Below are 20,087 nucleotides of genomic sequence, written 5' to 3'. Positions count from 1 at the left end.
TGTCATCTAACAACACCCTTAGCAAGATTGGGAACTTATTTAGTGACTTCGATCTGAAATTGATCGGAATATGATTTTAGGTTGCCTGCAAGACCAGCGAGTTCCCCGGAGATGTTCGACAGTTCGTTTGCCGATCGCTGCTGCTCCACAGCACTAGCCGTGACTTCTTCGGCCATGGCTGAAGTTTCCTCGGTTGCGGAAGCAATATAACTGAGATTCTGTTCCAACTCCTGACGAATAGAGTGCATGTCCATCGTCCGGCTGTCTAAACTCTGAGCCAACTCATGCACTTCGGTCGATAAGCGGCTAACCTGTCCAAATGCCTGGAGACAATCAGCGATCTGTTTCTCCTGTTCCTTAACAGCTACCATATTTGCATCAAAATGACTGCCCATCCGATGTATCTCTTGAACAAATGAACCCAGGATCTCATCAATCTCTTGGATCGAACGTTCGGATTGTTGAGCGAGCTGTCCCATTTCACCTGCAACGACTGCAAAGCCTTTACCCGCTTCTCCAGCTCGGGCAGCTTCAATTGAAGCATTCAGGGATAGAATTTGAGTTTGTTTTAAAATGTTGTGAATTTGACCGCTAATAGAGGAAGCGAGTTCGGATTGAGTCGTCAGAGACCTGGAAATATCCTGTTGATGCTCAACACGCTTGGCATTCTCTCTGCCCTTCTCAAGCAGAACCTCATGTTCACGTGTAACTTGTACTTGAACAGAAGATAGCTGCTCTGAAGTATAAGTAAACTGTTTCACATATGAACCTACTTCATCCATTATTTTGCCCAGATTCTCTGAATGCTGGACGGAGTGTTCTGTCTCTTCAGCCTGTTTCATTGAACCTATGGCAATCTCCTCAATCGCTCTGGAAAGTTCTTCGCTCTGACGCTGGTTTGTCTGAGCGGTTTCCGAAATATCTTTTGATGACTGCTGTAATGTATTTGAACCTTGCTGTATTCCCATCAGAATGTTCGTCAATTGGGCAACCATGATGTTAATCAAATCACTAATGTCACCGAGTTGATCATTGGACATGTGTGTGGATACGACTTTGAGATTCCCATCAGCAACCTGCTCGAGACTTGACTTAATATCGCGTACTTGTCTAAGAATACCTCGTACTACGAATAACATCATGACCAAAGAAAGAATCAGTACAACCACAAAAATCGGGATAATGGTCTGATAAGCATTATTCACAGATGTCGCGGAGACTTGATTCACTGCTCCAGCAGAAATATCAATGCCCAGATAGCCAATGACAGCACCTTGCGAATCCTTGATTGGTGTAAAGGAGGACAATAGCTGTCCCCAAGTTGGATCATCTACAATGCCTGTTGTGACGACTTCACCGCGTAACAAGCGTTCCTGAATCTGGGGATTGAATTCCATTGCAGTGCCGTAAGGACTATATTCCGTATCGTCCCAATTCGCTCCATCTACGGTGTAGATCCACCCGTCCGAAGTTTTGTTATACATATAAACATACAAGGCTCCCGATTGAAGCCTAACTTTAACGAGTTCGTCCCTAAGACTTTTATATTCGTTGCTCTCCTCTGAAGCAGGAGAAGATAATGTCTTAATTAATTCCGACTCCTGACCTAGTTGAGAGGCGGTATTCACAGCCAGCTGCTGATTGTTATGCTGCATGGTCATTAATGATGCATTTTCACTGGAGTCGATGGTTGCCCATATGATTAGACCGCCCATGGCCAGTAGCGGAACCAGAATAATCAAATACAGTTTGAACCTTAAATCCATCTTTTTTTTGCGAGTCTGTTTCACGTACGGTTCCCCCTTGGATGTAATAAAGTAAATATGGCTATTCGTATAACCCCATACTATTTATCGTAATATTGAAGGGGGAAATGAAGACTAATCCTAAATTTGTATATACATATACGCAGATTATAAACTAACAGTATGCAAGGACACCTTGCCATTAACCAAAAAAAGGCTCCACCAGCTTTATGCCAGTGGAGCGCTTAATTTTTCTCTTAGAGATTCTGTTCAATATACAAACCTACTCACGGATGTTTATTGCAGAAACGGTCGATATAATCAGAACATTGCCCCGGCTCATCTTCCATTACGAAATGACCAGCTTTGGGAATGACATGTAGGCAGGCATGGGGAATATCCTGGACAAGCCTCTTTGCGTACATAAGGGGCTGCCATTCGTCTTCTTCCCCCCATAAAATTTGAACGGGAACTTTCAGCTTGGGTAAATCTGTTCCATAGGATTCAGTATATTTTGCATTATAATGAGCTACCTGATGGGAGAAAAAAGAGGCTTTGCCCAATGAACCTGTATGGGGTTCCAGATATGCATCCAGTGCATTGCCAGTCATAAGCTCTTTATTATACACTGCCATGGATAATTGTTTCTTTAGCATGGTATCAAAATCAGCACGGGACATTTGTTCAACCTGTTCAAGCTGTTCTTCGATAATTTTCTTCCAGGTTGGTGAGGGCCACGAATCATAGCTGGGCATGTTGAGTAACGTAAGCGATTGTACACGTTCAGGCTGTTCCAAGGCCAGTTGGACTCCGACAATTCCACCTAGATCGTGGGCTGCGACATGTAAACGATCCATTCCGAGTTCGTCTAAAAGCTGACTAAACAGCGTATATTGTGCTGCCACAGAAGTATCTGCTTCGAGTGGTCTTTCGGATGCTCCATATCCAAGAAGGTCATGTACGTAGACTTTATACCCTTTTTGAACCAGCGCGGGTATTACTTTTCTCCATTCATAGCTATAAGAGGGTGTTCCGTGAAGGAGCCATATGGGAGAGCCTTCTCCGTATTGCTCATAAGCGATTCGATATCCATTAATCAAGATGGATGACGTTGCTACTGTTTGCATAGTGATTACTCCCTTCCATAAACGATTGAGATTAAAAATGAAATGGGCTCTTAATGAGCTACATTGAATATAAACGATTGCTTTACATTAGTTAAATTGATAGTTTATATGTAAACGATCAGTTTTAATGATGTTACAAAGAAGGGAGCCAATGATGGAAATACGTCATTTGGTCACATTTATTACAATTGTGGAACACGAGGGATTTACCAAAGCTGCTGAACATCTTGGATACGCGCAATCTACAATTACATTGCATATTAAGGCGTTGGAAGAGGAGATTAACTACCCTTTATTTGATCGAATTGGTAAGCGGGTTATTTTAACGGAGACCGGAAAAAAATTGTTGCCACATGCACAGAAAATGCTTGACCTGTATCACATGATTAAGGAAGTGACTGCTGCACAAGGTGAATTAACGGGTAATATCGTGATCAGTATTGGGGAAACGTTGTTGATCTATCGTTTTCCTCCTATTATTGAAGAGTTCAAAAAATTGCATCCCCATGTCAATATCGAATGGCACCAATTAGATTCCGTACAATATAAAGAGAATTTGATGCAAGGTAAAAGTGATATTTCCTTCATGCTAGGGACAGAGGTGCATGATCCCAATCTGTACAGTGAGAAATTGGCTGAGGAGCCCATGATGCTGTTGTACCCCAATTCATTTGAGCTACAACGCGACATCGTACGAAGCAATTTACTTTTTACCGAAAGAGGTTGTGGTTATCGCACATTGTTTGAACAATGCATTGAGGAGTATCAGATAGGGATTACTTCCAATATTGAATTCTGGAGTATTGAAGCTGTGAAACAGTCGATATTGAGCGGTATGGGTATATCCTTGTTACCTCGAATTACGGTAGAGAAGGAGCTGAAGGAGGAAAAACTTTCAGGTCAGCAGTACAAACAAAATCTAGCTACACAGTTGCTGTATCCCAAAAACAAGTGGATCTCTCCCCAAGTAGAAGCATTTATTGAGATCGTTAGAAAGCATGCCTCCCTCTGGTGAGCTCATTTCAACTGTCCTTTATAGCCTACCACTGAACCGTTGGATTGCTTCCTCGGTCACCGGCGTGAAGAGATTAACCAGATTACCGTCAGGATCGCGAAACAGCACAGCACGATTCCCCCACGGCATTGTGGTAGGTTCCTTTACCCACTCATCGACAAACGGCTTCAAGCGCTCGTATTCGGCATCGACATCGTGGACGTGGAACTCAATAATGACAGTACGATTGTTGGCCGCCACAGCGGAACCAGCGCCAAATAGTTGCACCGTCTTGGAGTGGCCGATCGCTAGAGTGCACGATGGCATAACGAGTTCGGCAAAGACAGGTGCAGGGCGTTCTGCAGAAACACCCGTGATTTTCTCATAGAACTCGACGAGACGATCCATGTCATCAGTAATGATACGCACAGAAGCAAAATTCACGAGATATCATCCTTCCTATAATAAGTAATACATTTTGGATCAAAAACACTTCATTTACTTTTACTCCTTTAAAATTGCTTACTCCAACTATACAAATACACTACTGACAACAGTATGTCAGTAGTGTTTTATGAAGTAACCACCGTCCACTAGCCATCATTCTATAGAAAGTATAGAGTTTCAAAGTGAGGGTAAGTGCTAAAAATCGATTGTACTTGGTGGTAAACAGTGTTACTCTAAAAGTCTGTGTTCGACAATATATCTAATATTAGCCACCAATTTAGTTGTAAAGAAAGGTAACACTATGATAAAAGTTGAAAACCTATCCTTCTCATTTCCACAAAAGGAACTATATAAAAACATTTCATTTACGTTTGAAGAGGCACAACATTGTGCTTTTATCGGAACAAGCGGCAGTGGAAAAAGTACATTGATCGATATCCTGATGGATCCGGAACTATATTTGTTCGAGGGCAAGTTAGAGATAGACCCCGATTGCAGAATCGGGTATGTGAGTCAGTTTTTGCAAGTAGACAAAACAAAAGAAATGACCGTTTTTGAATATATCGCAGAAGAATTCATCAAGATACAAGATGAAATTACAGCGATTTATGCGGAGATGGCCACCACATCGGATATGGATTCCCTGATGGAAAAGCTTCAATTGGCTTTGGATGCATTCGAGGCGATGGATGGGGATAATTACGAAAAAAACATCAATAAACAGTTAAACCTTGCCAACCTCATGAAGCTCAAAGATCTTAGTATATCCGCCGTAAGCGGCGGGGAATTCAAACTTATTCAAGTGATGAAGGAAATGCTGAATCGTCCAGACTTCATGATTATGGACGAACCTGATGTATTTTTAGACTTTGAAAACCTGAACGCGCTTAAAAAATTGATTAACACACACAAGGGAATGTTGCTGGTCGTTACGCACAACCGATATCTGTTGAACCATTGTTTCAACAAAATCATACACCTAGAAAACACAGAGCTCCAAGAGTTTGACGGGCGATATATCGATTACAACTTCTCACTGCTTCAGTCTAAGATCGAACTGCAAGAAATCGCAGTTGCTGAAGCTGAGGAAATTGAGAGATACGATCACATCATCGACAATCTTAGAGAGATCGCCACATATAATTCCGAAGCCTCCAGAGGCAGAGCGTTAAAAGCCAGAGTCAAGTTTCAAGAGAGATTGGAAGCACGTCGAATAAAAGAGCCATTTGTCGATATCAAACAGCCGAATATCCGTTTTGGAATCGATAAGGAAATGGAAGACACCGTTGTGGTTAACGTCAATAACTATAACGTTTCCTTTGACGAGTTGCTTTTGGAAAATGTGAACTTTGAGATCAAATCTACAGATAAAGTAGCCCTGATCGGTCCTAACGGTACCGGGAAAACGACTTTACTCCGAGAAATCTTTAAAAATAATCAGGATGCCATTGAAATAAATGCTGATGTTAAAGTGGCCTATTTATCTCAGGTTCAAGGCGAAATGCTAAAAGATTCGAATACCATCCTAAATGAATTCATTGATTCCGGCTTTCAAACGTATGATGAAATTAGATCGTATCTTCCAAACTATGGCTTTGAAGGAGAAATCCTTGATCAAAAGATTGAATCTTTATCTGGTGGAGAAAAAAATATGCTTCAACTGGCTAAAGTTTCTGCCAGTCAAGCCAACGTATTGCTCCTAGATGAACCGACAAGCCATCTGGACATCTATACACAAATCGCATTGGAGAAAGCCATTGAGGACTACAAAGGTGCGATTATCATGATTTCTCATGATTTCTATTCGGTTGTAAATGGTATGGATTATGTTTTAATTATCGAGGACAAAACGATTAGTAAAATGAGTATAGAAGAATTCAGACAGATGATTTATACGAGTCATTTTAATGAAAACTATCTAGAAAATGAACAAAAGAAAAAGTCTGTTGAAATGAAAATTGAATTGGCTTTAAAAGATACTAATTTTGAACTTGCAAAGAGTTTGGTTGATGAGCTAGAAAAGCTGATTAAGCTGCTTTAGACAAGGTGAATATTCCATAAATCTAAATCCCCCTGTATGTGGATTAATCCGCATATAGGGGGATTTACTTCTAGAAACAGCTAAACGAGCTGATTCGCTGCAGATCAATGCCGGTGTATAGCCAGAAGAAGCCATTCCAACGGAAGCCAGCCACCGAATTTCTACCTACAAATACCGGGTACATCCAGAAGCCGGGACCACGATCCGGCCAAATATATGTGTAACGAAACAGGCAGCCGGATATGGCTCTTGGATCTACCGCATATAACGAAGCGGGTTGCTGTGGAATGAATGATGGTGGCGGCCCTGTAGGTGCCTGCACGCCTTGTGGTCCGCCGCCTCCACCCCCGGGGAACGATGGCGGACCAGGAAATCCGCCTGGTCCGCCGGGTCCTCCTGGTCCTCCGGGACCCCCAGGGCCACCGAACCCTCCACCAGGTCCAAAAGGAGGTAAAAATGTCATATCACATCACTCCTGTTCATTAGTCTAATGTATTGTATGTAGGCAAATGAGAAGGGGAATGGGTGGAAGCCTATAGAAGGCTGCTAATAATCAAGTCGAATCAAGCAAATTAAAATGCAGAAAAATGTCGAATAAAGTGATTGCTAACTAATTTATTGTGTGATATTATGATCCAGTAAACGTTTACATCGATAACGAATTGAATATTAGCAGTGTTTGGCTGTTACTGGTAAAGCAGGCATGACCAAAATGATTTTGCATTTTCCTTATGTGAGTAGGGGAGGGCATATCGTTTTGGTCTTTTTTATATCCAAATTCAGAAATGAGGCATTGGTATGGATTATCGCAAGTTGGGACAAGAGATAACGGAATTGGTTGGGAAGAAAGAGAATATCGCTCGGCTTACGCACTGCGCAACTCGACTTCGGTTCGAACTGCACGACATCTCCAAAGCGGAGACAGAAAAACTCAAAGCACTTCCAGGTGTCATTACCGTTGTGAACAATGGTGGACAATACCAGGTCGTTGTGGGCAATGAGGTGCAGCAGGTCTACCGAGTTATCACTCAGCAGATGGGTTCGGCTACCCGAAGTGCGGACTCCAAATCGAATTCTGGCAAAAATAACGGACCAAAGCAAAAACAGAGCTGGATCTCCAGATTCATCAGCGTGATCTCAACAACATTTACTCCGGTAATTCCGGCAATCATTGGCGCAGGTATGATCAAAGCGATATTAGCCGTACTTGTGCTGACAGGCCTCGTAACGACGGAAAGCCAAAACTACTATATCCTTAATACCATTGCGGACGCGGCTTTTTATTTCATGCCTATTCTGCTGGCTTATGGAGCTTCCATTAAATTTGAAACAAGTCCCATTCTGGCGATGACAGTTGCCGGCGTGTTATTACACCCGGGATGGAGCGCCCTGATGGCGGAAGGAAAAGACGTGTTTTTCATCGGTGTGCCAGTTCGACTAACCGATTACGCGGGCTCCGTACTGCCGATTATTATCGTCGTTTGGCTCATGTCCTATATTGAACGTTTCGCGGATCGGGTATCGCCCTCAATGATCAAATTTTTCACGAAACCAATGATTGTACTATTGATTACAGCACCACTTGCATTGGTGGCGATTGGGCCTTTCGGAACGTACCTGAATGATCTGGTTGCGATGGGTGCAGAAGCGATCAATGCCAGAGCCAGTTGGCTGATTCCGTTGTTAATGGGAACTTTGCAACCATTCCTGATCGTAACAGGTACCGCATGGGCCATGACGCCGATTGCAACTAGCCAACTGACCAAAAATGGATATGAAATGATCAACGGTCCCGGAATGCTCGCGTCCAATATTGCTCAAGGTGGGGCCACCCTTGCTGTAGCATTGAAAACCAAAAACAAAAAACTGAAACAGCTCGCTGCTTCATCCGGTTTCACCGCTGTGCTGGGCATCACGGAACCATCCTTGTACGGTGTAACGCTGAAACTGAAGAAACCCTTAATTGCCGCAATGATCGGTGGTGGTGTAGCAGGGATATACGCTGGTCTGACCGGATTAGTACGTTATGCCTTCGTGTCTCCAGGGCTTGCCGCGTTACCTGCATTCATTGGCAGCAATCCGATGAACATCGTTCATGCCATTGTGACTTGTATGATCGCTTTTATCGTTACCTTTGCTCTGACATGGATCATTGGTTTTGAAGATCCAGTGGAAGATGAAGAAGAAGGAACTACCAACGTTAACGATGACAAGACACTTTCCGGGCAGCCTGTTCAAGACAACAGCCCAAGCACACAGTCTTCTACAATAACAAATGCAAATGTACCGAGCCAAAATGAATTACGTCCACTTACGATCGCCAGCCCGATGCAAGGGGAATTAGTCCATCTAGACCGTGTACCAGACGATGTCTTCTCTTTGGGATTACTGGGTAAGGGTGCTGCCATTATTCCTGCCAAAGGAGAACTGTATGCACCAATCGCAGGTGAAGTTACGGCTTTCATGGACTCCAAACATGCGGTCAAATTAAACGGTTATGATGGAGAAGAGGTGCTCATTCATATTGGAGTGGATACCGTCAACCTAAAGGGGAGACATTTTGACTCTTCCATTAAAGTAGGGGATCGCGTACAACGGGGTGACTTGTTGATCCGCTTTGATATCGATGCCATCAAGGCAGAAGGGTATGAAGTCATAACCCCGATCATTATCGCCAATTCGGATCGTTTCTCGGATATTAAGCTGGAGAAGCAGAATCCTGTGGAGGTTGGAGCAACCATTATCCATCTTTCGTAACAAACGTAATACGATACTTCATATGGTCCGTCATATATCATGATCAACATTTAAAATGAAGGAGTGCTTGAGATGTTATATCAACAGATCAAACCATTCCCCAATGAATTTCTATGGGGAGGGTCTACCTCGGCCTATCAAGTGGAGGGAGCCTGGAACAAAGATGGCAAAGGCCTGTCCGTCATCGATATGTGTGATCATCCGGCTGGAACCGCCGATTTCACGGTTGCGAGCGATCACTATCACCGGTTCAGAGAAGACGTGAAGCTTTTTGCAGAGCTGGGCCTCAAAGCATATCGTTTTTCAATTGCATGGACTCGAATCTTGCCTTCAGGCACAGGGACTGTTAATGAGAAGGGACTCGATTTTTATCACCAATTAATTGACGAATTGCTGCTCCATGGTATTGAGCCCATTGTGACCATGTACCATTTCGACTTACCCTACGAGCTTGAGAAAACCGGAGGATGGAACAACCGGGGGACGATCGATGCCTTCGTCGAGTATGGGCGTATCTTGTTTGAGCATTACGGGCATAAAGTGAAATATTGGTTGACCATTAATGAGCAAAATACGATGATTCTTCATCCAGGTGCTATTGGTACACCAAAAGGCGGGCGTTTGCCATCCAATAAGGAACTGTATCAGCAAAATCATCACATGTTTGTAGCTCAAGGCAGAACGATGCGACTATTTCATGATATGCTCCCGCAAGGTAAGATCGGACCTGCTTTAAACATGACTTCCATGTACCAGGCAACCTCCAGACCAGCCGATGCAGTCGCTGCTCATAACTGGGAGACGATTCGTGGATGGGGTTTTCTCGACTTATCGGTGTGGGGACGGTATAATCCATTATTCTGGAGTTATTTACAGGAACGCGGCATCGAGCCGGTTATTGAGCAGGGTGACATGGAAGATATCCGGTCTGGCCGCCCCGATCTGGTAGCAATCAACTACTACTCGACGGCAACCATTGCCGCCAGTATGGGCGATGCGTCGGATGTTACAGCTCGTGCGGGTGATCAGCAAATTATGCTTGGCGAGCAGGGAGTATACCGGGCCGCGGAGAATCCTTATACGGAAAAAACGAAATATGGTTGGGTCATTGACCCGGTTGGCCTAAGGCTGACATTGCGTAAGGTATGTGAACGATATGGTCTCCCTATTCTAATTACGGAAAATGGTATTGGAGCCCCGGATGTACTTGAGGCAGATAACACCATTAACGATACGTACCGGATTGATTTTATCGAGAAACATCTGGAACAGATCAGACTGGCTCTAACGGATGGAGTAGATGTGATTGGTTATTGCCCTTGGTCCGTTATTGACTTGGTAAGCACACATCAGGGGTATGGGAAACGTTATGGAATGATCTATGTAAACCGCGGTGAACAGGATCTGAAAGACTTGAAGCGTTTGAAGAAGAAAAGCTTCTCGTGGTATCAAGAGGTCATTAAACAGAATGGCAGATGTATCGGAAATTCGGATCAGGCGGTCACGAAAGAATAAAGGATCGTGATGAATGCATGAGAGTAATCAAAATATTAAATAACAGCTTGCTTCTGATCAAAGATGAACAGGGGCAAGAAATGATTGTCATGGGAAAAGGGTTGGCATTCAAAGGCAAAGTCGGCGAGCGACTGGATGAAGAACACATCCAGAAACGATTCATTTTGCAAAATAATCCGTCTGCCCAGGCTTACGTACGAACCATCGAAAACATGCCAGATAAACATGTGAATGTCATAAACAAACTGATTACCAATGCAAAAGAAAAGCTGTCTCTTGACGATCAAATCTTCTTCACGCTTATGGATCACTTGTCATTTGCCATTGAACGATGGAAAAAAGGTGTAGCATTACAGAATCGCATGTTATGGGAGATCCAGAGGTTTCATCCTGTCGAGTTCGAACTGGGGGTTGAAGCTGTTCAGATGCTGAATCTAGAATTGGATATTGAACTGCCGGAGGAAGAAGCAGGGAATATCGCCTTTCATTTCGTGAATGCCCAAACACATGAGCAGAATATGGAGCGCACGGTGCAATCCGTTAAGATGTTAAAAGATATTTTTAACCTGATACAATACACCTTTGATATGCAATTGAACAAAAATTCCATTCATTATGTAAGACTTGTCACACATTTGCAATTCTTCATCCAGCGTTTACAAGAAGGACGTCTGGGCAATTCGGCGAAAGATTTTATATTTCAACACATGGTGAAGGAGCATCCGTTTGAATACAAATGCGCGGAGATGATTAAAACCTACGTGCAGAATATGCTGGATATCTCCATATCAAACGAGGAATTATTATATTTGATGATTCACATAGCTCGAATTGTGCAGGAGGATCAGGGTCACGAGGGACGATTATAAAACAAAGTTTATATGCCTGTTAGCAGACAGGAAAAAAGATACTTTCTAACGATGACCGTTTTCTCGTATTTTATCGGGAAACGGTCTTTTATTTTTGCAAATATGTAGCGGTTTTTTGATATCCCTTGCGAACGAACTCCAGCTTCCTAAACCCACATGAGATTACCAAGTGATAACATTTTATTGTAATTATTGTAAATTTGTTATATGTAAGCGTTATCCAAAGAGCTATAATCTATTTATCTGGATGTTAATCCGTTCAGAAATACTTAGACCAAATCAAGAGGAGGAATTGTATGAAACGGTTAGGTCAATGGAATATAACGGCCTTGGTTCTTGTGCTCGTACTCGCCATGCTTCCATTTACGAATGTCTCACATGCAGCCAAAGCAGTTACGGAAGTGGAGGGAGGTCATTTGAGTACAAACTTTGAAGACGGTACACTTCAGGGGTGGACTCCACGTACAGGTAACGAAAGGCTGACAGTGACACAGCAGGAAGCACACGAAGGTCAGTCCAGTATGCTGGTCGCCAACCGTGAGCGTTCCTATCATGGACCGATGTTATCCATGAAGGATCTGCTTAAGCGTAACCAAGAGTACGAAATTGCGGCATTTGTAAGACTTACTCAGGAGCCCACCACGGATCAAACATTACAGCTCACCACATATAAAAAAACAACTGCCGAAAGCTGGAACCCAATCGGTAGCGTGAAAATTGCCAAAGCAGAATGGAATACATGGCACAAAATCACCGGAAAATTTCAGTATAGCGATGATCCCACTGAATTGAATTTGTTCATCGAAACACCCTACATCTCTGAAGATAGCGTAGATACGTTATCGTTCTATGTGGATGATGTATCATTTACTCTGGCCGAGCAACTGGAGATTGAAGAAGGGATTCTGTCTCTGAAAGACCTGTATCAAGATGATTTCCCCATTGGTGCAGCGGTGTATCGCTGGCAGTTGGAAGGCGCATATGGACAACTGCTCACAAAGCACTTTAACAGCTTGACCGCAACCTACGAGATGAAACCGAAGTACATGTCTCCTTCCGAAGGTGTTTATGAGTTCGAGGCAGCCGATCAATATGTTCAGTTCGCCGAGGAGCATGGTATGGGCGTACGCGCACATGCGTTGTTGTGGCATATTGATGCAGCAGAGTGGATGTTCAAGGATCCTCAGGGTAACCCTGCGAGTCGAGAATTACTACTTGCCCGGATTCAGGATTACGTTGAAACCGTCATGACCCGATACAAAGGTAAGATCTATGCCTGGGATGTGGTAAACGAGGCGATTGCGGATAGCAATGGTGATGCCAACGGTTTACGTAAAAGTCCCTTTTATGAACTAATTGGTCCGGATTATATTGAGAAAACCTATGAATTCGCTCGTGCAGCCGATCCGAATGCCAAATTATATTACAACGAATACTTCACGGAAATCTCTGAGAAAAGAGAGCATATGTATCAGTTGGTCAAACGACTGAAAGAGAAAGGGCTCATCGATGGTGTGGGTTTGCAATCCCACTATAACCTGGAATCCCCGCCCATCAAGGAAATTGAAAAAACGATCAGCATGTTCGCCGAACTTGGATTGGATATTCAGATCACGGAACTGGATGTGGATAGCGGAATTCCATTTGGTGAAGAGATGTCCGATGAAGTTGCAGTAAAGCAGGCGTATCGATATAAGGAACTGTTGGATTTGTACAAAAAACACAAAGACCACATTTCTTCAGTTACCTTATGGGGACTCCAAGATGAGAAGTCTTACAACAACCAGGCTATGCTGTTTGATTCAGCCCTGAAGGCCAAAAAGGCATACTGGGGACTCGTGGATGAATCCAGTTTGCCTGTGTTGACGCAGAGAGCCGTCTCACTTTCGGGTAAACCGGATATCAAAAAACAGACACAAGATCCGCTCTGGAACAAAGCGGTGTCTACTCCACTGAAGGGTGACTCTTCGGGATCAGCCAGTTTCCGCACTTTATGGGATCATAGTAACCTGTATATCCTCGTGGATGTACAGGATGCAAAGGCAGATGTGAATGACAGAGTAGATATCTTTGTTGATCTCAATAATGGCAAGACCACTTCATATGAAGCAGATGACCGACACGTAATCATTAAGCGGTCGGGCAAAGCTGAGGGTGTGGAGCAGCGTTCATATCGTGTACGCGAGACAAAAGCCGGATATCAGGTTGAATTGTCCATTCCGTGGGGTGGTATCCAAGTCGGATCAGAATATGAAGCCGGATTGGATATCCGTGTGACTGATGGCGGTTCAAGTGGGACACAACCTTATAATCCACTGTACTGGAATGATCGAACACAATCTCAGGAACAGGATACAAGCAAATACGGCGTGATTCAACTCGCCCCTATGCCCAAATCTGCACAAGCTGTGCAAGGGATTGTTCAGATTGATGGGAAGAAAGACACATCATGGAATAAGGCTGCACCATTTGAAGTAAAACGGTTGAACCAGAGCGAAGGTGCAGAGGCAGTGGCTCGCGCAATGTGGTCAGGTGAGTATCTATACCTGCTGATCGACGTCACTGATCCAAACATCATTACAGATAGTATCAACCCATGGGATCAGGATTCGGTTGAGATTTTCCTGGACGAGAATCACCAGCGCACACCGTATTTTCAATATGATGATGCCCAGTTCAGAATCAGTGCAGACAATGTGGGAACCTTTGCAGGGGGTGCCTCACCTGGACGCCTTGTAAGTGCTGTGAAGAAAACAAATAAAGGATATCTCGTAGAAGCCAGAATTCATTTACAATCATTGACGCCCAAAGCAGGAAATGTTCTCGGTTTCGAGCTCCAAATTAACGACAACCAGGGCGGAGGTAAGCAGAGCGTAGCCAAGTGGAATGATACGACCAATGAGAGCTGGAGAAATACTTCCCAGTACGGAATACTCACTTTTGTCGGAAAGAACAAACTCGGGCATTAAACCATCGGCAGTAGTTGCAAGAATAGAAACCATCATAACAGTGGCTGAAACTCAACCATTGTTGTGATGGTTTTCATCGTTTACATACGTCACCAAAGGTGATGAGGGGCGATACAATCTTCCTTGACTATATTTAACAGCCCTTGATATACTAAATGGATGTTATTTTATCTTTTATGGGAATAGGAAAGTAATCAACTACATACAACCGTTTGCGAGGGAGCCTTAACCGGCTGAGAGGGTGTTAAACCGACCTTACCTGATTTGGATAATGCCAACGTAGGGATGCAACGATGAAACACTGTACTTGGGTAGCTCATGCGAACCCCCTTGTTTTAGTGTATTTGTCTGCGAAACATCCATAGGATGTTTCGTTTTTTTGTTTTTAAATACGTACATTATGAATTGGAGGAACACATGTTGACTATTTCAGAGAGACTATATCAGGCAGCACAGCCTGTGTGGAAGGAATGTCTTGAGCATCCCTTTGTTAAAGGAATCGGAGATGGTTCCTTAACGGTTGAACAATTTCGTTATTATTTGCTGCAAGACTACTTGTACCTGTTCGATTATGCCCGCGTATTTGCACTAGGTATTGTCAAGTCGCACGACCCCAAATTGATGCAGTTTTTTAGTGAAAACGTAGATAACATCCTGAATGGTGAAATGAAAATTCATCGTTCTTATATGGAGCGATTAGGAATTACAGAGGATCATGTTTTCCAGGTAAAACCTGCCCTGAAAAATGCAGCCTATACTAACTATATGCTCTCTGTTTCCCATGCGGGTGGCATAGCAGAAGTACTTGTATCCATTCTGGCCTGCTCATGGAGCTATGCAGAGATTGGTCAAGTCCTTGCCCAAAAGCCAGGTGCAGCTGAGCATCCTTTTTACGGAGAGTGGATCACAGGATATGCTTCCTCTGAATACAACAGCAACAATCAATCCCTAGTGACGTTAACTGATAAGCTATTAGAAGGCTGTAGCGAGGGAACGTACCAACGGATGGAGGATATTTTCGTGATGTGCAGTCGCTTTGAGCTTGATTTTTGGGAAATGTCATGGAAGCTGGAGCCTTAAGTTCACTGTAGTCAATTAAAGTAGAGAGCAGCGGCCATAAACAGTCTCAGGATAGAAATAAGTAGAATACGTAAAGGAACGCTTGCAATAAGCGTGTTTCGTGACGATGCCAAAAAAAGGGCGGATAGTATCCGCCTTTTTTCATTGTTGAAATTCTTGACACAGGGACATTTTGTTCTCTGAAGTCTCTGGCTAAAATCAAAAAGGGTGTCAGGACGGAATGTTCATAGCAGTCTGAATGTTTTTCAGATCGAGCTGAATTTGCTCTGCAATATGGTAAGGGTGGTATAAACCATGCTGCACCATGTAATTTGATATCTTTTCATGAGAATCTATGGCTTCATCGAGCTGTTTCATCAAAATTTGTTTGATTTCGGGGGTGGCACATTCGGTCACAGCCATGGCGTAGTTTCTGACACCGCTCTTGGCGTTCATCAAAAAATCCATTGCGATCACGTCATCGGTCAGCGTATTAAGACCAGTCATGTGTTCTAATATTGGGTTCATTTTTTTATCTCCTATACAGTCGCTTTAGACAGCACTCCACCGAGCTCCTGAAGCTGCTGTTGTGATAAGATCGCATCTTGTTGCAAAATTTGCTTGAGCTCCGGGTCGGTTACCAGAGCTTGCATGGTCTTGGATTTAGTCATACAAACCGTCTTGAACGCAGCTATTTCATGTACCTCGAGAATCTCATGCAAAGCGTATGTGGAATCCATTCAGATTGTCCTCCCATGTATCTATTCATATTTAAGGCTTTAAGATGACTTTAATGCAATCGTCCGTTTTTGTATCGAACACTTCATAGCCCCGTTTGGCCTCGCTGAGCGGAATGACGTGCGTAACAATGTCGCCAGGGTCCACTTTGCCAGACGTAACCAACTCGTACATGTATGGCATGTAGTGAATGACCGGAGCTTGTCCGGAACGGATATTCACGTTTCGCTGCATGATATCACCGAGCGGGAATCCGTTATAACGTCCGCCGTATACCCCAGTGACTTGAATGGTGCCACCTTTGCGAACAGCCTGAGATGCAATGATAAATGCGCTCATGGTGCCGCCTTGCAGTTTCATACCGCTGGCTAGAAATTCAAGATCGCTCATCTTGCCGTCCATTCCTACCGCATCAATGACAACATCGGCGCCGCCTTTGGTCATTTCCTTGAGAGTGTTCCCAATATTCTTATCCTGTTCGAAGTTTACTATTTCCACATTGTTTGTTCGCTTCGCATGCTTTAAGCGGTAATCGACATAGTCGACGGCTATGACCCGCTTAGCTCCTTTCAGCCAGCAGAACTTCTGGGCTAGGAGTCCGACCGGGCCGCAGCCGAGCACAATGACCGTATCTCCATTTTTAACGCCGGCGTTATCTACGCTCCAGAATGCCGTCGTCATGGCATCGGCGATCAAGCTTAGCTTTTCGTCCGGTTGTTCGCAGTTTTCAGGGATCTTAAAGTGGGTAAAATTAGCAAATGGGACCCGTAAATACTCCGCTTGCCCGCCGGGATATCCGCCGGTCGTTCCGGAGTAGCCGAAATATGCGCCCATATCCCCGTGTTCGTTGGAATTGTCACATTGGCTTTCCAGCTGATTTTTGCAAAAAAAGCATTCTCCGCATGCGATGTTAAACGGGATGATTACGCGGTCGCCTTTTTTTACCTTGGTCACGCCAGGGCCCACTTCTTCTACGATCCCCATCGGCTCATGTCCGATGACATAGTTTTCCTGAAGGTTAGGGATCATCCCGTGAATAAGATGAAGGTCAGAACCGCAAATCGCGGTACTGGTGATCTTTACGATCATATCGTCCGGTTTCACAATCTTCGCATCCGGCACCTCTTTGACCACGACATTTTTAACCCCTTGATACGTTACCGCCTTCATGCTTTATGTCCTCCAATATGTTCATCTGGGGTCCGATCAAACATCCCTTTACGTGACGTATCACCCGGGAACAGATTCATCTGCCCGATCATCACCGTATTTTTCGCCGAAAGCTGATCGAGTTGGTACTGTTCGTTCAGCTCATAAGGATGAAACCATTTTTTGCGAATCATGAGCTCCGAAATTTCTTGGTGCATTGAAATTCCCTGCTTCAGATGAGTATGCAACAGGGCTCTTACATCCGGTGAAGCCGTTTCCGTCAGGGCGATGGACAAATTACGTACACCCTCCTTGGCACGAAGAAGGAAATCCATGGCAAAAGTCATATCTGCCATTTCCGGCATATTCAATGAATTAATCGGATCTAAATAATCGGTATTCATCTGAGTTCCCCTTAATGTGTTATAGGTGTCGGATTATTCGGAACGGGTGCTTGAAAAGGAGCTCTTGCGTAGATTGCTTGCAGCTCAGCAATCTGTTGTATGGATTGAATTACGTCTTTCTGCATTAATGCTTTTAGCTCTTGGTCAAAGACCAGGCCTTGCATAAGTTTCGACTTAGCGATGCAGAGCGTTTTGAAGTTTAACGCTTCATGCAGTTCCATCGATTCGTGCGGCGCTAGCGTTGGATTAGCCATTCAGAAATGATCCCCTCCTTTTTCATCAAGATTAGATTTTCCAATGCATCGGATCTTATACTAATATGGATCACCGGAGAGGTAAGATCCGAATATTCCCATACAGTCGCAGGGATATATACAAAATCTCAATCCCATACTTATTTCTGTTTAAATGAATGATCTTACTCATGGAAGGAGGAGTCACGGTGCCCAATAAAAACAAAATTGATCTAGCAACCGAAAACGCAAGAAAACCAGCAGAAGATGCACTTAACTCGAGTGGTAGTAATACGCTGGAGCAGCATGCATCTAACGCGGTTTCTAAGGTGCAGACGGCTTTAAATCAGGCAATAAGCTCGTTAAGTGAATCTAATGCGGCAACAAATTCACAAGCGTTGGAGATTGCCAGGCAGCAATTGACCCGAGCAGAGGAATTTTTAGATCAAGCGATAACTTCAGCCAATGCATTAGGTTTACCGGACCAACAATAAAACGGTTTTGGTACTGATAAGCTTGGCAAAGTTTTGCGTTGACGATCGGAAGAAGCATTTTTCCTAGAGCACATATAGTTAACGTCAACATGCTTCGGCTTACGCCGAAGTTTTTTTGTATTTTTAAATGTATCGGACAATTTCAAAATCGAGGTTAAAAAAGAATGATTAAGGGCCAGGCATTAGAAAAAGTCTTGAACATAATTATAGGTAATATCTATTCAACTATGTTGAGGAGGACATCATACAGCCTATGTTACCTATGGAAGAATATTTTGGTAAGTTAGAACTCGTTCATTCCTTTTACGGGGCTATGCCTACAGGCGTTAGTGTATCCGAAACCGGGCGTACCTTTATTTGCTTTCCAAAATGGGGAGATGACGTTAGATTTACGGTAGCGGAAATTGTTGATGGTCAGATGCAACCTTATCCTAATGAAGAAACGAATTTGATCAACCCATTGAATATCGTTATGTCCTTCATTAGTGTCCAGAGTGTTGTTGCAGATGGAAGGGGAACCCTGTGGGTACTGGACACGGCTGCACCAAATTTTTCAGAGCCTATTAAAGGAGGGGCAAAATTAGTCGCGGTAGATTTAGAAACAAATACAATTAGAAAAGTATATACATTTGCAGATGATGTAGTCTTGCCGACAACGTATCTAAATGATGTCCGATTTGACTTTCGTGTAGGAAAAGCAGGTTACGCATATATAACGGATTCTTCTTCCAATGGTCCAGGCGCTATTATCGTCGTAAATTTAGAAAACGGAAATGCGTATAGACGGTTGCATGGAGCAAGCTCGACCTCACCCGATCCGTATTTTGTGCCGAAAGTGGAAGGTAAAATTTTGATGAATCGAAACGCGGATGGTTCGACATCTCCGTTTCGATTGGCCTCTGATGGTATAGCGATTTCCCCTGATGGAAAAATGTTATTCTATTGTCCATTAACCAGTCGCCAGTTATTCTCTATCTCAACAGAATCGTTAAGAGACAGAACGATACCGGATTTTAAGTTAAGTGATCTTGTGCAGTATTGGGGAGAGAAGGGTGCATCTGATGGGATGATCACAGACGCTAAAGGAAACGTTTATGCTGGAGATTACGAAAACGATAGTATTCGAAAGATATTGCCAAATGGAATCATGGAAACCATCGCCCATGATCCCCGAATTTTATGGCCGGATACTTTTTCTATTGGTCCGGATCAATACTTATATGTAATTGTGAACCAATTACATAGGCAGGCCAGATTTCATTACGGAAAAGACCTGCGACAAAAACCCTATAGTCTACTACGCATGAACATTGATGAATTACCTGCTCCTACCTTTTGATACATCCCACTTTTCAAAGCAGATTTTAATAGCAGATTATTCAGTTCATTTTGCGGGACCGTAGGCCCTTTATCTAAGGGCAATATAGTAATTCTAATGAACTTAAGATAGGGACAGGTATCAGTTGATGCCTGTCTTTTTGTTTTTTGTCGCCCAAGAGGAAAGCCGGAGACAGATACAAAGGGTAGGGTACCATAATACACTCAT

General features: G+C 43.6%; 18 protein-coding genes and 1 riboswitch. Of the genes, 9 read left to right on the top strand and 9 right to left on the bottom strand.

Annotated features, from left to right (window positions below):
* Positions 1-35 precede the first annotated feature (35 nt).
* Both MKY28_RS10165 and MKY28_RS10160 read right to left on the bottom strand, forming a co-directional pair.
* Complete coding sequence (locus MKY28_RS10165; protein WP_036615431.1) at positions 36-1,790, bottom strand: methyl-accepting chemotaxis protein; 1,755 nt, start codon at positions 1,788-1,790, stop codon at positions 36-38.
* 242 nt (positions 1,791-2,032) lie between these two features.
* Positions 2,033-2,872: an alpha/beta fold hydrolase gene (locus MKY28_RS10160; RefSeq protein WP_036671461.1), complete on the bottom strand. Its 840-nt coding sequence runs from the start codon at positions 2,870-2,872 to the stop codon at positions 2,033-2,035.
* A 154-nt stretch (positions 2,873-3,026) separates the two neighbouring features.
* Here MKY28_RS10160 and MKY28_RS10155 point away from each other — a divergent pair, with 154 nt between their 5' ends.
* Entirely contained in the window at positions 3,027-3,887 is an 861-nt protein-coding gene (locus MKY28_RS10155) for a LysR family transcriptional regulator (protein WP_036671546.1), read from the top strand.
* An 18-nt stretch (positions 3,888-3,905) separates the two neighbouring features.
* On the opposite strand, the gene MKY28_RS10150 is transcribed toward MKY28_RS10155, so the two are convergent.
* Entirely contained in the window at positions 3,906-4,310 is a 405-nt protein-coding gene (locus MKY28_RS10150) for a VOC family protein (protein ID WP_036671462.1), read from the bottom strand.
* A 304-nt stretch (positions 4,311-4,614) separates the two neighbouring features.
* Between MKY28_RS10150 and MKY28_RS10145 the strand changes: the two genes are divergently transcribed.
* On the top strand, positions 4,615-6,354 hold the full coding sequence (locus MKY28_RS10145; protein ID WP_076327507.1) for an ABC-F family ATP-binding cassette domain-containing protein: 1,740 nt from the start codon (positions 4,615-4,617) through the stop codon (positions 6,352-6,354).
* Between the two features lie 70 nt (positions 6,355-6,424).
* On the opposite strand, the gene MKY28_RS10140 is transcribed toward MKY28_RS10145, so the two are convergent.
* On the bottom strand, positions 6,425-6,817 hold the full coding sequence (locus MKY28_RS10140) for a hypothetical protein (RefSeq protein WP_036671465.1): 393 nt from the start codon (positions 6,815-6,817) through the stop codon (positions 6,425-6,427).
* A gap of 335 nt (positions 6,818-7,152) precedes the next feature.
* Between MKY28_RS10140 and MKY28_RS10135 the strand changes: the two genes are divergently transcribed.
* The 5 genes from MKY28_RS10135 to tenA all read left to right on the top strand — a co-directional run bounded on the left by MKY28_RS10135 (position 7,153) and on the right by tenA (position 15,544).
* Complete coding sequence (locus tag MKY28_RS10135) at positions 7,153-9,111, top strand: beta-glucoside-specific PTS transporter subunit IIABC (protein ID WP_036615420.1); 1,959 nt, start codon at positions 7,153-7,155, stop codon at positions 9,109-9,111.
* Between the two features lie 72 nt (positions 9,112-9,183).
* Entirely contained in the window at positions 9,184-10,626 is a 1,443-nt protein-coding gene (locus MKY28_RS10130; RefSeq protein ID WP_340935868.1) for a glycoside hydrolase family 1 protein, read from the top strand.
* Positions 10,627-10,643: 17 nt separating this feature from the next.
* Positions 10,644-11,495: a PRD domain-containing protein gene (locus MKY28_RS10125; RefSeq protein WP_036616055.1), complete on the top strand. Its 852-nt coding sequence runs from the start codon at positions 10,644-10,646 to the stop codon at positions 11,493-11,495.
* A gap of 296 nt (positions 11,496-11,791) precedes the next feature.
* Positions 11,792-14,464 (top strand): endo-1,4-beta-xylanase, encoded by a 2,673-nt coding sequence (locus MKY28_RS10120; protein ID WP_340935867.1) that lies wholly within the window; start codon positions 11,792-11,794, stop codon positions 14,462-14,464.
* Between the two features lie 206 nt (positions 14,465-14,670).
* Positions 14,671-14,768: riboswitch (TPP riboswitch) on the top strand.
* Positions 14,769-14,881: 113 nt separating this feature from the next.
* Positions 14,882-15,544 (top strand): thiaminase II, encoded by a 663-nt coding sequence (tenA, locus tag MKY28_RS10115; RefSeq protein WP_083669638.1) that lies wholly within the window; start codon positions 14,882-14,884, stop codon positions 15,542-15,544.
* 210 nt (positions 15,545-15,754) lie between these two features.
* Here the strand turns inward: tenA and MKY28_RS10110 are convergent, their stop codons facing one another.
* From MKY28_RS10110 to MKY28_RS10090, 5 genes are read right to left on the bottom strand one after another with little or no spacing between them, the layout of a single operon-like run.
* The gene (locus MKY28_RS10110) at positions 15,755-16,051 is read right to left on the bottom strand and encodes a spore coat protein (protein ID WP_036615415.1); all 297 of its coding nucleotides are present in this window, start codon (positions 16,049-16,051) and stop codon (positions 15,755-15,757) included.
* Between the two features lie 11 nt (positions 16,052-16,062).
* Positions 16,063-16,263, bottom strand: a complete 201-nt coding sequence (locus MKY28_RS10105; RefSeq protein ID WP_036615413.1) for a hypothetical protein — start codon at positions 16,261-16,263, stop codon at positions 16,063-16,065.
* A 31-nt stretch (positions 16,264-16,294) separates the two neighbouring features.
* Entirely contained in the window at positions 16,295-17,431 is a 1,137-nt protein-coding gene (locus MKY28_RS10100; RefSeq protein WP_036615410.1) for a zinc-dependent alcohol dehydrogenase, read from the bottom strand.
* A complete protein-coding gene (locus MKY28_RS10095; protein ID WP_036615408.1) occupies positions 17,428-17,814 on the bottom strand; it encodes a spore coat protein in 387 nt (128 codons plus the stop codon). The genes MKY28_RS10100 and MKY28_RS10095 overlap by 4 nt, the downstream gene beginning before the upstream one ends.
* A gap of 11 nt (positions 17,815-17,825) precedes the next feature.
* Positions 17,826-18,068 carry a hypothetical protein gene (locus tag MKY28_RS10090; RefSeq protein ID WP_036615405.1) on the bottom strand — a complete coding sequence of 81 codons (243 nt, stop codon included), beginning with the start codon at positions 18,066-18,068 and terminating at the stop codon, positions 17,826-17,828.
* Positions 18,069-18,256: 188 nt separating this feature from the next.
* On the opposite strand from MKY28_RS10090, the gene MKY28_RS10085 reads away from it, so the two are divergent.
* Together MKY28_RS10085 and MKY28_RS10080 are read left to right on the top strand one after the other, a co-directional pair.
* A complete protein-coding gene (locus MKY28_RS10085) occupies positions 18,257-18,541 on the top strand; it encodes a hypothetical protein (protein WP_036615403.1) in 285 nt (94 codons plus the stop codon).
* 253 nt (positions 18,542-18,794) lie between these two features.
* On the top strand, positions 18,795-19,880 hold the full coding sequence (locus tag MKY28_RS10080; protein ID WP_174806471.1) for an L-dopachrome tautomerase-related protein: 1,086 nt from the start codon (positions 18,795-18,797) through the stop codon (positions 19,878-19,880).
* Positions 19,881-20,087 lie beyond the last annotated feature (207 nt).

This window comes from Paenibacillus sp. FSL R5-0473, from assembly GCF_038004565.1.
GTDB lineage: Bacteria > Bacillota > Bacilli > Paenibacillales > Paenibacillaceae > Paenibacillus > Paenibacillus amylolyticus.
The sequence above is the reverse complement of the archived record's forward strand: the minus strand, read 5'-3'. Positions and strand labels throughout refer to the sequence as shown.